The sequence below is a fragment of the Bradyrhizobium commune genome (assembly GCF_015624505.1).
Taxonomy (GTDB): Bacteria; Pseudomonadota; Alphaproteobacteria; order Rhizobiales; family Xanthobacteraceae; genus Bradyrhizobium; species Bradyrhizobium commune.
Map to the genome: position 1 here is coordinate 2,819,107 of NZ_CP061379.1, position 12,891 is coordinate 2,831,997.

Genomic DNA, 12,891 nt, shown 5'->3' on the forward strand with positions numbered 1-12,891 from the left:
ATCACGAGCCGCTCTCCATCACCGCCGCAGCCTCGTCCTCGTCGGTACCGAGATAGGCGGCGATCACCTTGGGATCGTCGCGGACCTCGCGCGGCGTGCCTTGTGCGATCTTCACGCCATGATCCATCACCGCGATGTGGTCGGAAATTTCCATCACCACCGACATGTCGTGCTCGATCAGCAGGATCGAGGTGCCGAGCTCGTTGCGGATCGACAGCAGGAGCTCGCTGAGTGCTGCGCTCTCGCGCGCGTTGAGGCCGGCGGCGGGCTCGTCGAGACAGAGCAGCGCGGGCTCGGTGCACATTGCGCGTGCGATCTCGAGCCGGCGCTGGTCGCCATAGGCGAGATTGCCGGCGGCGTCGTCGGCGCGGTCGAGCAGATTGATCCGCTTGAGCCAGTCGGTGGCGAGATCGATCGCGTGCCTTTCGGCATCGCGATAGACGGGGGCGCCGATGAGCCCGAGGAAAGTGAACCCGGAGGCGCGCATCAGCGCATTGTGCTGCGCCACCATCAGGTTCTCCAGCGCCGTCATGCCGGGGAACAGGCGGATGTTCTGGAAGGTGCGCGCCACCTTGGCCTGCTTGGCGATGCGGAAATCGTTGAGCCGGTCCAGCGCGATCTGCCGGCCGTCGTCATGGGTGAGGCGGATGGCGCCACCGCTCGGCTTGTAGAAGCCGGTGATGCAGTTGAACACGGTGGTCTTGCCGGCGCCGTTCGGCCCGATCAACGCCGTGATCTTTTTTCGCTCGGCAGAGAACGAAAGATCCTGCACGGCGACGATGCCGCCGAACCGCATGGTGAGCTTGTCGACGTTGAGAATTGGCCCGCCGCTCATCCGTGGCCCTCCTTGACGAGGTCGGAGGAGATCGCTTGCGCCTTGGTCAGATAGACGGTCGGGGCGCGATGGCCGATGATGCCGCGCGGCCGCCAGATCATGATCAGCACCATGGCGATGCCGAACACCAACATGCGGTAGGTCTCGAGGCTGCGGAACAGCTCGAAGCCGCCGATCATGGCAAGCGCGGCCAGCGCGACGCCGAGCTGCGAGCCCATGCCGCCGAGCACGACGATGGCGAGCACCAGCGCCGATTCCTGGAAGGTAAAGGATTCCGGGCTGATGAAGCCCTGGCGCGTGGCAAAGAACGCGCCGGCAAAGCCGCCGAACATCGCACCCGTCGCGAACGCGGTGAGCTTCGTCGTCGTGGTATTGATGCCGAGCGCGCGGCAGGCGACCTCGTCCTCGCGCAGCGCCTCCCAGGCGCGGCCGATCGGCAGGCGGCGCAGCCGGATCGTCACCCAGTTGGTCAGCAGCGCCAGCGCCAGGATCAGATAGAACAGGAAGACGATGCGATGGGTCGGCGAATATTCGATGCCGAGCTTTGCTGCGAGCCCGTCATCGCTGTTGTCGAGCGGGATGCCGAAGAAAGAGGGGCGCGGAATGCTGGAGACTCCGTTCGGCCCGCCGGTCAAATCCTGCCAGTTGATGATGACGAGGCGGATGATCTCGCCGAAGGCGAGCGTCACGATCGCGAGGTAGTCGCCGCGCAGTCGCAGCACGGGGAAGCCGAGCAGCACGCCCCAGAATGCGGCCAGGATGCCTGCGAGCGGCAGGCAGACCCAGAACGACCAGCCGAAATTTGTGGCGAGCAATGCGTAGGAATAGGCGCCCACCGCGTAGAACGCGACGTAGCCGAGATCGAGCAGGCCGGCGAGCCCGACCACCACGTTGAGGCCCCAGCCGAGCATCACATAAGTGAGCACGAGGATCGCGAGATCGAGGATGTAGCGCTGGTTATAGAAAAGGACGGGAACGAGCAGCGTGAAGATGAGGAGCGCGGGCGCGAGGTAGCGACCGACGAAGGACATGCCGTTTTGCAACGCGGGCGGCACCAGTTTCTCGGCGCCGGTTGGGCCGATCCATTGCCGCAGCAGATCGATCACGATCGAGCCGCCGAACACCGCGGCGACGAGCGAGGCCAGCTCGCCGAAGCGCGTCCAATAGGTGAGCTGCCCGTCGGAACCGGCCTCGGTGCGGATGCCGACCATCAGCGAGAACAGCACCAGCGCGATCAGGGCGTTGATGAGGGCGGTTTTCAGAAGGGCGGGGATGCCGGCGGTGCGACTTGCGTTGGTGGTCTCGTGCGAGGTGGCGGTCACGCGGGGCGGTCCGTCAGACTTTTTCGACTTCGGGACGGCCGAGCAGGCCGGTCGGCATGAAGATCAGCACGATGATCAGGATCGAGAACGCGGCGACGTCCTTGTACTCGACCGAGAAATAGGCAGACCACATCGTCTCGATCAGGCCGATCGCGAGCCCGCCGAGCATGGCGCCGGGCAGCGAGCCGATGCCGCCGAGCACGGCCGCGGTGAACGCCTTGATGCCGGCGACGAAACCCATGAAGAAATCGACCAGGCCGTAATACAGCAGGTACATCAGGCCCGCGACCGCCGCGAGCGCTGCCCCGATCACGAACGTCATGGAGATGGTTCGGTCGACGTCGACGCCGAGCAGCGCCGCCATGGTCTGGTCCTGCTCGCAGGCGCGCATGTCGCGTCCAAGGCGCGTGCGCGACACTAGCCAGGTGAAGATCGCGAGCAGTACGATGGTGGTGAGAACCACCATGATCTGGATGTTCGAGAGCTGGATCACGAAGCCGTCCGTGCTCTCATGCAGCGTGTAACCGCCGGTGATAAAGGGCGGGATCGGCTTGACGCGGGCGCCCTGCGCCACCTGCGAATAGTTGGTCAGCACGAATGACATGCCAATCGCCGACAGCATCGGGGCGAGGCGGAAGGAATGGCGCAGCGGCCGATAGGCAATGCGCTCGATGGTCCAGCCATAGAGCGCGGTGATCGCCATCGAGACCAAGAGCACCACCAGCAGGATCACCGGGATCGCGGTCAGGCCGAGCGAGACCAGGATCAGAAAGGTGATGAGGGCGATGAAGCCGCCGATCATGAAGACGTCGCCATGGGCGAAGTTGATCATGCCGACGATGCCGTAGACCATCGTGTAGCCGATCGCGATCAGGCCGTAGATGGAGCCGAGCACGAGGCCGTTGATGAGCTGTTGGGTGAAATAATCCATAGGCTGCCGTTACCAAACCTGACGCGTCCGTGGGCTCCGGCAGCCCTTGAGCGGCGCGCTATTCCAGTTTTGTAACAGGAGGGAACCGGCCGCCGCAACAGGGCAGGCCTCGGCACAAAGGCTTGTGCAGAACTCATTTTTCCGAATCCGGTTCCCGGAACAGGGGAAACCTGAGTTTCTGAGCAACCAAGTTCGTTGTGGGCCGTTATGCATCACTGACGTCAAACAAGGGAGATTCCCGATGTCGAACCAGAATCAAAATCCGGGCCAGCAGAACCAGAAGCCGGGCCAGCACACCCAGAACCCCGGCCAGCAGCCGGGGCAGCAGCAGGGTGGCGGTCAGAAGCCCGGCCAGCAGCAACAGGACCCGGCACGCCAGGGCGACAAGCCCGGCCAGCACGGTCAGGATCGGCGCTAGTTCGGGAACATCCAGGGAGACAGAGAGTGAGAGAGGCCCCGCCGCAAGGCGGGGCTTTTCCGTCGGCGGCGCCGCTTCTATTGGCTGCGCCAGCCCATTGCCCGGGCAGTTAAGGTAAACGAAGGGTTTAAATTGCAGCCCGAGTCCGATGCGCGTTAGCTCCCGGCAAAGCCGCCGCCCGCCGAGGGCCGCGGGCCAAGCGAAGCGGGAAGCGGCATGTTCAAGAATTGGTGGATCGGCTCGGTCAACGGCGCATTGCTCGCCGCCTATTTCATTCCGGCCTGGACGCTGGTGGCCTTCAACATCATGGTGGCGCCGGTGCACGGCCTCTACGAGCGGCCGAGCGTCGCGGTCGCGCTGTTCCTCAGCGACCATCTCCAGATGTCCGGCATGAGCACGGTGCGCGCAGCCTGGCTGCTGGCGCTCGGACGGCTGACCGTGGTCGCGTTCTTCGCGATCTATCTTGCCCTCTTATGCATTCCCCGTACCCGCAAGAGCGGCAGCAGCGAAGAGGTGCTCGGCATTGCGCTTGCGATCGGCAGCCTGATCTCGTTTGCGAGCATGATCATGGCCTCGAAGGTCGGCGAGTTGGCCGCGCTGCGGCTGCACGCCACTGAGCTGTTGCTCCTGCTCGGCGCCGCGATCGTCTTGGTGATCGAGCGGCCGGCGGCGGTGCCCAAGACGGTCGAGACCATCGAGGTCCCGGCGCCGCTAGGCCTTGAGCAGGCCAAGCTCCTGCACAATGGCTGAGGCTTCCTTGACGGCGTTGTTCGCCGCCGGGACGCCGCAATAGATCGCCTGCTGGAGCAGGATCTCCTTGATGTCGTCGGGCGTGAAGCCGCCCTCAGCCAACGCCGCCCGCACATGCAGGCGAAACTCGTCCCACTGCCCAAGCGCGACCATGGTGCCGATCACCAGCACGCGGCGCGTGCGCTCGTCGAAATGCGGCCGCGTCCAGATCTCGCCCCAGGCGTAGCGGGTGATCATGTCCTGAAAGTCGGTGTTGAAGGCATTGCGGTTCGCGATCGACTTGTCGACCCAGGCATTGCCCAGCACCTTTCGGCGCACGTTCATGCCGGCATCGCGGCGCTTCTGGTCGTCCATGTGTCCTCCTTTCGTCATTGCGAGCGCAGTGTTCAGCCCGGGGACATAGCTTACACCTGTTCGGGGACATGGTTGACACTTTTGGATCATCCTAGATCGATCGCCGCGATCTGGTGCGCGGCGAAGAAGATGCCGAACCTGCCGTCGGTATTGAGTGGACGGATCGCAAGCCGTTCGCCGCGGAAGGCCTGCGGAACCTTCCACAATTTGCCTTTGAAGCTGACATAGGCCTTGGTGGTGGAGACGGAACGGACGACCTCGTGCTCGTCGTATTCCACCGCGGGCAATCTGTCCGGCATTTCCCGCGAACTGGGTTGGTACCGGCTTGCCGGAACGTTGTAGTTCAAAGCCTCATGCGGCCGATCGAGATTGTAGACGGCTCGCCATTGGTCGAATGCGCGCTGCACCTCGGCAAGGTCGCGGTAGCGCCTGAAGGCAAATACCTCGGCCTTCAGCGTGCGATGGAAGCGTTCGTTCTTTCCTCGGCTCTGCGGATGATACGGCCGGCTGTGGATCACCCGGACGCCAAGCTTCAAAAGCCAGACCGTCAGCCCGGTCCAAGGGTCTTCAAGGGTGAAGCCCCAGGGGCCGCCATTGTCGACGAACATCGCATCGGGGAGGCCGTACCGGCGGAATGTCTCCCTCAGATGCCCTTGCACGGTCGAACCTCGCTCGTTGTCACAAGCAGCCAGGCACAACGAGAACCGCGAGTGATCGTCCAGCATCGTCAGCGGGTGGCAGGATACGCCGTCCTCGAGTGGGCTGTGTCCCTTGAAGTCCATCTGCCAGAGCTGATTGGGTGCCTCCTTCTCGAAGCGGATGTAGGGCTGTCCAGGTCTCCCCGCAGGTTCGCTCACGCGATCGTAGCGACGCAGGATCTCGTGCGTCGTCGATATCGCCGGCACGGCTTGCCGGTCGCGCTTTAGACGATGCAAAATCTTGCGCGCCCCCCAGGCCGGGTGGACATCGCGCAAGGCCACAATCTGCTGCTCGATCGCAGCCTCAGTACGATCCGGGCTGTGATGCGGCCGGCGCGAGCGATCGGCCAGCGTCGTATCCCCTGCATCATAGCGCTCGATCCACTTGTAACCAGTCTGGGCACTAATCCCGAACTGCCGGCACAGCTTCCGCCGGTTCACTCCTTCCTGCTTAGCAAGCATCACAAACTCGCGCCGCTGGTCCATGACAGACACCTCTCGCCACGGCATGGCTCGCCCCCTTGTTCGACGAATCCAGCCGATTTTGATGTGTCAACCATGTCCCCGAACAGGTGTAAGCTATGTCCCCGGGCTGAACAGCAGCGAAGCAATCCAGTCTGTCACCGCGGTGGGATTTCTGGATTGCTTCGCTGCGCTCGCAATGACGAGTCTGTGAGACTAGCGTTGCATCAAAAAGCCGACCACCGCGTCGGTGAAGGCGTGCGGCTGCTCGACATTGGAAATGTGGGCGGCGTCGATGATGGTCATGCTGGCGCCGGGAATGTTCGAGCGGATCAGTTCGCCCGCGGAGATCGGCGTCGCCATGTCGTGGCGGCCGGCGATCACCAAAGTCGGGCTCTTGATCTTCGGCAGGAGCGCGCGCTGGTCGAGCGTCGACAATGCCTCGCAGCAGGCGAGGTAACCTTCGACCGGCGAGGCCAGCAGCATCGATTTCATTTTCGCGGAAACTTGCGGCTCGCGCTCGCGGAAATCGGCCGTCAGCCAGCCGCCGAGCACGGCGTCCGCGACCGCTGCGATGCCGCCCTTTTTCACGGCGTCGATGCGCTCCAGCCATTTCGTCGGCTCGGCATAGTAGCAGGAGGTGTTGGCGAGGATGAGCTTGCCGAACCGCTCCGGCGCATTCGCGCCCAGCCATTGCCCGACCATGCCGCCCATCGACAGGCCGCACCAATGCACCTTCTCGATGTTGAGATCGTCGAGGATCGCGAGCACGTCTCGGCCGAAACGTTCCATCGTGTACGGGCTCGGCGGAACGCTGGACTTGCCGTGGCCGCGGCGGTCGTAGCGGATGACGCGGAACACCTGCGTCAGCGCCTTCATCTGCGGCTCCCACATCTGCAGCGTGCAGCCGAGCGAGTTGGAGAGCATCAAGGTCGGCCCGCCATCGCGGCCCTCGACGGAGACGTTGAGCAGGCAACCGTCGGCATCGATCATGGGCATGATGGCGTCTCCGTATCTATTCGCGCTCGAGGCTGTCGAGCAGCCGGTCGATCAAGGCTTGCGAAGATCCTTGATAGGCCATCGGTTCGAACAATGCCGCAATTTTCTGGGGCGTCAGGTGCGCGGTGACTTGTGGGTCGGCTGCGAGAATCTCGCGCAGATGCTTCTTCTCGGCTACCGCGCGCTTGCTCGCGGCCTCGATCAGATGATGCGCGTCGCTCTTGCCGATGGCCTCGGCCAGCGCAAAGGTGATAGCTTCCGCCATGATCAGGCCGTGCGTCGCATCGAGATTGCTGCGCATGCGCGCGGCATCGACGTCGAGGCCCTCGGCGATATCGACGATGGCGGCGAGCGCGCCGGAGGTGACCAGCATCAGCTGCGGCAGCGTCGGCCATTCGGCATGCCAGGGCCCGGCGCTGCGCTCGTGGTCCTGCACCTGGGCAGCAAAGATCGTGGCAGCGAGCTGCGGGGCCATGGTCGCGCAGCCCAGCGCGCTGGCGGCTGCGACCGGGTTGCGCTTATGCGGCATGGTCGAGGAGCCGCCGCGGCCTTCGCCGGCCGGCTCAAAGGCTTCGCCGACATCGGTCTGCATCAGCAGCGAGACGTCGCGGGCGATCTTGCCGCAGCTGCCGGCGAGGATCGCAAGGCAGGATGCCGCTTCCGCGATGCGGTCGCGATGGGTGTGCCAGGGCGCCTCCGGCAGCGGCATGTTCAGCCCGTGTGCGAGCCGTTCAGCGACCGCAATCCCCTTGTCGCCGAGGGCTGCGAGCGTTCCCGCAGCACCGCCGAATTGCAGCGCGAGACCTTCGCGCCGCAGCCGCCGCAGACGGCAGCGGGCACGCGCGAGGCTTGCTGCATATTCGGCGGCCTTCATCCCAAATGGCATCGGCAGCGCGTGCTGGAGCCAGGTCCGTGCCACCATCGCGGTGTTGCGATGGCTGCGCGCAAGTGCGGCAAAACCTTTGATGGCGCGGCTGAGGTCGGCATCGAGCGCGTCGATCGCAGCGCGCAGCGTCAGCATGGTCGCGGTGTCGATGACGTCCTGGCTGGTCGCGCCCCAATGCACAAAGCGCGCAGCCTCGCTGTCTGCCTTGGCGACATCGGCGGTTAGCGCCTTGACCAGCGGAATCGCCAGATTGCCTGATCGTGTTGCCGCTTCCGCGAGCGCCGCCATGTCGAAAGCATCCGCCTTGCAGGCGGCCTCGATCGGCCCAACCGCGGCCTGGGGGATCACGCCGGTGGCGGCTTCGGCCCGCGCCAGGGCTGCCTCGAAATCGAGCATGTTCTGAAGTGTGGACCGGTCGTCGCAGACGGCGCGCATGGCGGCGCTCGACAGCATCGGCGCGAGCAGGGGGGAGAGGGATGTGCTCATGTTGTGCGGGACCTAACCACCATGGCCCGGCTGTGCCAATCCCCAACCGCTCGCGCAAGCTTTTTGCGGTTGCGAATATGCATTGCACGTGACCGGGCGCCACCCTTTCCTTTGCGGCCTCCGTGCGTTACTTGAGCATCCCTACCTTTTGCGATTTCCGGAGGCACCCCATGGCCATGACAATGAACGGCGAAGTCCAGCTTGCGGCGCCGCGCGAGGCCGTGTGGGAGAAGCTCAACGACCCCGCGGTGCTCAAGGCCTGCATCCCCGGCTGCGAGGAGCTGGAGAAGACCGACGACGGCGGTTTTCGCGCGACCGCGAAAATGAAGGTCGGCCCGGTCTCGGCGCGCTTCAAGGGTAAGGTCACGCTGAGCGATCTCGATCCGCCGAACGGCTACAAGATCTCCGGCGAAGGCGAGGGTGGCGTGGCCGGATTCGCCAAGGGCGGCGCGGTGGTCAGGCTCGCGGAGAAGGATGGCGGCACGCTGCTCGCTTACGACGTCGAGGCGCAGATCGGCGGCAAGTTGGCGCAGCTCGGCCAGCGCCTGATCAACGGCACCGCCAAGAAACTGGCCGACGAATTTTTCGCGAATTTCGCCAAGGCGGTACAGGGCTGAAACCTATCGCCTTTCGGCATGGCGCCTTGCGCCCGGGGTGATGTTGCTCCCGGGCATATTGGCCCATATGATGGGTTGGAATAATTATAAAAAAGAACCGCTTCGACGGGACCCGTCGGGGCGCTGATAGAGAGTGCTTATGGCAAAAATCTCCCTTATCGTGAACGGCAATCTTGTTACCGGCAATGTCGACCCGCGTACCCTGCTCGTGCAGTTCCTGCGCGAGAATCTGCGGCTGACCGGCACCCATGTCGGCTGCGACACCTCGCAATGCGGCGCCTGCGTCGTGCATCTCGACGGCAAGGCCGTAAAATCCTGCACCACGCTTGCGGTGATGGCCGACGGCCATGAGGTCAAGACGATCGAGGGACTGGCCGCCGACGGCGCGCCGCTGCATCCGATGCAGGAAGCCTTCCGCGAGCACCATGGCTTGCAGTGCGGCTTCTGCACGCCCGGCATGATCATGACCGCGATCGACATCGTGCATCGCAAGGGCCACGAGCTCGACGACCACACCATCCGCGAGGAGCTGGAAGGCAATCTCTGCCGCTGCACCGGCTACCAGAACATCGTCGCCTCGATCGCCGCCGGCGCGAAGGCGATGGCCCAATCCGATCTCGCCTAAACCGCGCGCATCCCGCGATCAGGACATCAAGATGTACGAATTCAAATACCACCGCCCCGGGACCGTGCGGCAGGCGGCCAATTTGCTGGTGAAGAACGAAGACGCCAAGGTGATTGCCGGCGGCCATACGCTGATTCCCGTGATGAAGCAGCGTCTCGCAAGCCCGCCGCATCTGGTCGACCTCTCCCATATCGAGGGGCTCAATACCATCGAGATGAAGGGCCGTTCGCTGGTGATCGGCGCCACCGCCAAGCACGCCGAGGTCGCGACCTCGGCCATCGTCGGCGAGGCGATCCCGGCGCTCGCAAATCTTGCCAGCCAGATCGGCGATCCCGCGGTGCGTCATCGCGGCACGATCGGCGGCTCGCTCGCCAACAACGATCCGACCGCCGATTACCCTGCCGCCGTGCTCGCGCTGGGGGCGACCATCGTCACCAACAAGCGCCGCCTCAAGGCCGAAGAGTATTTCCAGGGCCTGTTCTCGACCGCACTGGAAGCCGACGAGATCATCACCAAGGTGATGTTCCCGCTGCCGAAGAAGGCGGCCTATATCAAGTTCCGCAACCAGGCCTCGCGTTACGCGCTGGTCGGCGTATTCGTGGCGCGGCGTCCGTCGGACGTGTGTGTCGCCGTCACCGGCGCAGGCTCGGACGGCGTGTTCCGCGTCGAGGCGTACGAGGAAGCGTTGAAGAAGCGGTTCTCGTCAAAGGTGCTGGAAGGCATCGACCTGCCGGCGGAAGGTCTGAACAGCGACATCCATGGCAGCGCCGAATACCGTGCACATCTCATCGGCGTGCTGACCCGGCGCGCCGTCGAAGCCGCCAACGCAAAGGAATAAGCGGGCCGCCAACTGGCCCGATACTTGCCCCTTGTGAGGGCGTAGCGAGACTGGCTCTTTCATGACTCTTTCGGCCAATTCTTCCAGTGCCTTGCCGGCATCGGTCGATGCGATGCTCGAACTCTTGACCTCGCGCGGCTATCTGGCCGAGCGGTCGCTGGCGACGGTGACGTACCTGTCGCTGCGCATGGGCCGGCCGCTGTTCCTGGAAGGCGAGGCCGGCGTCGGCAAGACCGAGATCGCAAAAGTGCTGTCGGCGGCGCTGGGGCGCAAGCTGATCCGCCTCCAGTGCTACGAAGGTCTCGACGTCTCCTCGGCGGTTTATGAGTGGAACAGCGCTGCGCAGATGATCGCGATCCGGATGGCGGAAGCCGCCGGAGATACCGATCGCGAGCAGCTGTCCTCCGACATCTTCGCCGACCGCTACATGATCAAGCGGCCGCTGCTCCAGGCGCTGGAGCCCGACGTGGCCGGTCCGCCGGTGCTGCTGATCGACGAGCTCGATCGCGCCGACGAGGCGTTCGAGGCATATCTGCTCGAAATCCTCAGCGACTTCCAGGTGACCATCCCCGAATTCGGCACCGTGAAGGCGCCGCATCCGCCGATCGTCATTATCACCTCCAACCGCACCCGCGAGATCCACGACGCGCTGAAGCGGCGCTGCCTCTATCACTGGGTCGACTACCCCGCGGCCGAGCGCGAGCTCGCGATTGTGAAGTCGCGCGTGCCCGGCATCTCGGCAAAGCTGTCGCAGCAGGTCGTGCGCTTCGTGCAGGCGCTGCGCAACCAGGACTTCTACAAGTCACCCGGCGTCGCCGAGACCATCGACTGGGCCACCGCGCTGTCGGAGCTCGACGCCCGTTCGCTGACGCCGCAAGTCGTCGGCGACACGCTGGGCGCGCTGCTCAAGTACCAGGACGACATCACCCGGATGCAGGGCGACACCTTGCAGAAGGTGCTGAAGGAAGCGACGAGCGAGACTTGACGCGCGCGCCCCATAACTAACTCGTCGTTCCGGGGCGCGCGTAGCGCGAACCCGGAATCCATCGGGCGGCAGCGTTAATGGATGAATGGATTCCGGGCTCGCGCCAAGTGGCGCGCCCCGGAATGACGGCTGAGAGTGTAGATACATGGCCATCAATCACCTTGCGCCTGAGCAGACCGAGCAGTTCGCCGATAACATTGTTGGCTTCGCTCGCGCGCTGCGCGCGGCGGGCATGCCGGTCGGTCCGGGCGCGGTGATCGATGCCATGAACGCGCTTCCGGTGATCGACATCGGCAACCGCGCCGATGTCTTCACCACGCTGGAGGCGATCTTCGTCAAGCGCCACGAGCACGCGCTGATCTTCAAGCAGGCCTTCAACCTGTTCTTTCGCGCCTCGGAGGAGTGGAAGCACATGCTGGATTCGGTGCCGCTGCCGGACCAGGCCAAGAAGAAGCCGCAGGCAGGTGCCCGCCGCGTGCAGGAGGCGATGTCGCAGCCGCGCATGACCGAGACGCCGCAGCACCAGGAGCAGGATCTGCGCCTGTCGGTCTCCGACAAGGAGATCCTTCAGAAGAAGGATTTTGCGCAGATGAGCGCGGCGGAGATCACGGAAGCGCTTCGCGCCATCGAGCGGATGCGACTGCCGCAGGCCGAGCTTCTGACGCGCCGGCACCGGCCCGATTCCCGCGGCCTTCGCCTCGATTTGCGCCGCACGCTGCGCGCGTCCTTGCGCACCGGCGGCGACATCATCGACATCCATCGCCTCGGGCGGATCGAGAAGCCGGCGCCGATCGTGGCGCTGCTCGATATCTCGGGCTCGATGAGCGAATACACCCGCCTGTTCCTGCACTTCCTCCACGCCATCGGCGACGCGCGCAAGCGCGTCTCGGTGTTCCTGTTCGGCACGCGGCTCACCAATGTGACCCGTGCATTGCGCCAGCGCGATCCCGACGAGGCGCTCGCAAGCTGCTCGGCGGCGGTCGAGGACTGGGCAGGAGGCACGCGGATCTCGGCCTCGCTGCACAACTTCAACAAATTGTGGGCGCGGCGCGTGCTGAGCCAGGGCGCTATCGTGCTCTTGATCTCCGACGGGCTGGAGCGGGAGGCCGATTCCAAGCTCGCTTTCGAGATGGACCGGCTGCACCGCTCCTGCCGGCGGCTGATCTGGCTCAACCCGCTGCTGCGCTTCGGCGGCTTCGAGGCCAAGGCGCAGGGCATCAAAATGATGCTTCCGCACGTTGACGAATTCCGCCCGGTACATAATTTGAGCTCGATCCAGGAGCTGATCACCACGCTGTCCCGGCCGCTGCCGCCGCATCACCGCAGCCTGATCCGCTCCGCAGCCTAAAGAGGCCCACCATGCTCGATCGTGACGAGGATATTCTGAAGGCGGCGGAGGACTGGCAGAAGGCCGGCCGTGGCGTCGCACTGGCAACTGTCGTTGAGACCTGGGGTTCGGCCCCGCGCCCGGCGGGCTCGAGCCTCGTCATCAACGATGAAGGTACCTTCCTGGGCTCTGTCTCCGGCGGCTGCGTCGAGGGCGCCGTGGTCACCGAGGCCATGGACGTGATCGAGAGCGGCAAGCCAAAAATGCTGGAGTTTGGCGTCGCCGACGAGACGGCCTGGAATGTCGGGCTGTCCTGCGGCGGCACCATCCGTGTCTTCGTCGAGAAAGTCGGCTAGCC

Annotated in this window: 15 protein-coding genes; 8 read left to right on the forward strand and 7 right to left on the reverse strand. The window is 64.5% G+C overall.

What is annotated here, in order from left to right; translation table 11 throughout:
• Position 1 precedes the first annotated feature (1 nt).
• From IC761_RS13240 to IC761_RS13250, 3 genes are read right to left on the reverse strand one after another with little or no spacing between them, the layout of a single operon-like run.
• On the reverse strand, positions 2–835 hold the full coding sequence (locus tag IC761_RS13240; protein WP_195803675.1) for an ABC transporter ATP-binding protein: 834 nt from the start codon (positions 833–835) through the stop codon (positions 2–4).
• Positions 832–2,157, reverse strand: a complete 1,326-nt coding sequence (gene livM / locus IC761_RS13245; RefSeq protein ID WP_195803676.1) for a high-affinity branched-chain amino acid ABC transporter permease LivM — start codon at positions 2,155–2,157, stop codon at positions 832–834. Before livM ends, IC761_RS13240 begins: the two co-directional genes overlap by 4 nt.
• Before the next feature lie 13 nt (positions 2,158–2,170).
• Positions 2,171–3,088, reverse strand: a complete 918-nt coding sequence (locus IC761_RS13250; protein ID WP_195803677.1) for an ABC transporter permease subunit — start codon at positions 3,086–3,088, stop codon at positions 2,171–2,173.
• 241 nt (positions 3,089–3,329) lie between these two features.
• Between IC761_RS13250 and IC761_RS13255 the strand changes: the two genes are divergently transcribed.
• Positions 3,330–3,506 (forward strand): hypothetical protein, encoded by a 177-nt coding sequence (locus IC761_RS13255; protein WP_195803678.1) that lies wholly within the window; start codon positions 3,330–3,332, stop codon positions 3,504–3,506.
• A gap of 216 nt (positions 3,507–3,722) precedes the next feature.
• Positions 3,723–4,256, forward strand: coding sequence for a hypothetical protein (locus IC761_RS13260; RefSeq protein WP_195803679.1), 534 nt, complete (start codon positions 3,723–3,725; stop codon positions 4,254–4,256).
• Here IC761_RS13260 and IC761_RS13265 read toward each other — a convergent pair.
• From IC761_RS13265 to IC761_RS13280, 4 genes are all read right to left on the reverse strand, one after another.
• Positions 4,218–4,610, reverse strand: coding sequence for a carboxymuconolactone decarboxylase family protein (locus tag IC761_RS13265; RefSeq protein ID WP_195803680.1), 393 nt, complete (start codon positions 4,608–4,610; stop codon positions 4,218–4,220). The two genes, IC761_RS13260 and IC761_RS13265, sit on opposite strands and share 39 nt — an antisense overlap.
• 86 nt (positions 4,611–4,696) lie before the next feature.
• A complete protein-coding gene (locus IC761_RS13270) occupies positions 4,697–5,818 on the reverse strand; it encodes an IS481 family transposase (RefSeq protein ID WP_195798467.1) in 1,122 nt (373 codons plus the stop codon).
• A gap of 168 nt (positions 5,819–5,986) precedes the next feature.
• The gene (gene pcaD / locus IC761_RS13275; protein WP_195803681.1) at positions 5,987–6,769 is read right to left on the reverse strand and encodes a 3-oxoadipate enol-lactonase; all 783 of its coding nucleotides are present in this window, start codon (positions 6,767–6,769) and stop codon (positions 5,987–5,989) included.
• 16 nt (positions 6,770–6,785) lie between these two features.
• Entirely contained in the window at positions 6,786–8,141 is a 1,356-nt protein-coding gene (locus IC761_RS13280) for a 3-carboxy-cis,cis-muconate cycloisomerase (RefSeq protein WP_195803682.1), read from the reverse strand.
• Between the two features lie 170 nt (positions 8,142–8,311).
• Between IC761_RS13280 and IC761_RS13285 the strand changes: the two genes are divergently transcribed.
• The 6 genes from IC761_RS13285 (at position 8,312) to IC761_RS13310 (ending at position 12,889) form a co-directional block, all read left to right on the forward strand.
• Entirely contained in the window at positions 8,312–8,758 is a 447-nt protein-coding gene (locus IC761_RS13285; protein ID WP_195803683.1) for an SRPBCC family protein, read from the forward strand.
• Positions 8,759–8,897: 139 nt separating this feature from the next.
• Positions 8,898–9,383, forward strand: coding sequence for a (2Fe-2S)-binding protein (locus IC761_RS13290; protein WP_195803684.1), 486 nt, complete (start codon positions 8,898–8,900; stop codon positions 9,381–9,383).
• 31 nt (positions 9,384–9,414) lie between these two features.
• Positions 9,415–10,221 (forward strand): FAD binding domain-containing protein, encoded by an 807-nt coding sequence (locus IC761_RS13295; RefSeq protein ID WP_195803685.1) that lies wholly within the window; start codon positions 9,415–9,417, stop codon positions 10,219–10,221.
• 61 nt (positions 10,222–10,282) lie between these two features.
• Positions 10,283–11,206: an AAA family ATPase gene (locus IC761_RS13300; RefSeq protein WP_195803686.1), complete on the forward strand. Its 924-nt coding sequence runs from the start codon at positions 10,283–10,285 to the stop codon at positions 11,204–11,206.
• A gap of 145 nt (positions 11,207–11,351) precedes the next feature.
• Positions 11,352–12,554: a vWA domain-containing protein gene (locus IC761_RS13305; RefSeq protein WP_195803687.1), complete on the forward strand. Its 1,203-nt coding sequence runs from the start codon at positions 11,352–11,354 to the stop codon at positions 12,552–12,554.
• An 11-nt stretch (positions 12,555–12,565) separates the two neighbouring features.
• Positions 12,566–12,889 (forward strand): XdhC family protein, encoded by a 324-nt coding sequence (locus IC761_RS13310; protein ID WP_008564652.1) that lies wholly within the window; start codon positions 12,566–12,568, stop codon positions 12,887–12,889.
• Positions 12,890–12,891 lie beyond the last annotated feature (2 nt).

Excerpts from the sequence above, each read along its gene's own strand:
- IC761_RS13240 (WP_195803675.1), bottom strand. The coding sequence starts at position 835 with ATGAGCGGCGGGCCAATTCTCAACGTCGACAAGCTCACCATGCGGTTC.
- IC761_RS13250 (WP_195803677.1), bottom strand. The coding sequence starts at position 3,088 with ATGGATTATTTCACCCAACAGCTCATCAACGGCCTCGTGCTCGGCTCC.
- IC761_RS13255 (WP_195803678.1), top strand. The coding sequence starts at position 3,330 with ATGTCGAACCAGAATCAAAATCCGGGCCAGCAGAACCAGAAGCCGGGC.
- IC761_RS13260 (WP_195803679.1), top strand. The coding sequence starts at position 3,723 with ATGTTCAAGAATTGGTGGATCGGCTCGGTCAACGGCGCATTGCTCGCC.
- IC761_RS13265 (WP_195803680.1), bottom strand. The coding sequence starts at position 4,610 with ATGGACGACCAGAAGCGCCGCGATGCCGGCATGAACGTGCGCCGAAAG.
- IC761_RS13270 (WP_195798467.1), bottom strand. The coding sequence starts at position 5,818 with ATGCCGTGGCGAGAGGTGTCTGTCATGGACCAGCGGCGCGAGTTTGTG.
- pcaD (WP_195803681.1), bottom strand. The coding sequence starts at position 6,769 with ATGCCCATGATCGATGCCGACGGTTGCCTGCTCAACGTCTCCGTCGAG.
- IC761_RS13280 (WP_195803682.1), bottom strand. The coding sequence starts at position 8,141 with ATGAGCACATCCCTCTCCCCCCTGCTCGCGCCGATGCTGTCGAGCGCC.
- IC761_RS13285 (WP_195803683.1), top strand. The coding sequence starts at position 8,312 with ATGGCCATGACAATGAACGGCGAAGTCCAGCTTGCGGCGCCGCGCGAG.
- IC761_RS13290 (WP_195803684.1), top strand. The coding sequence starts at position 8,898 with ATGGCAAAAATCTCCCTTATCGTGAACGGCAATCTTGTTACCGGCAAT.
- IC761_RS13295 (WP_195803685.1), top strand. The coding sequence starts at position 9,415 with ATGTACGAATTCAAATACCACCGCCCCGGGACCGTGCGGCAGGCGGCC.
- IC761_RS13300 (WP_195803686.1), top strand. The coding sequence starts at position 10,283 with ATGACTCTTTCGGCCAATTCTTCCAGTGCCTTGCCGGCATCGGTCGAT.
- IC761_RS13305 (WP_195803687.1), top strand. The coding sequence starts at position 11,352 with ATGGCCATCAATCACCTTGCGCCTGAGCAGACCGAGCAGTTCGCCGAT.
- IC761_RS13310 (WP_008564652.1), top strand. The coding sequence starts at position 12,566 with ATGCTCGATCGTGACGAGGATATTCTGAAGGCGGCGGAGGACTGGCAG.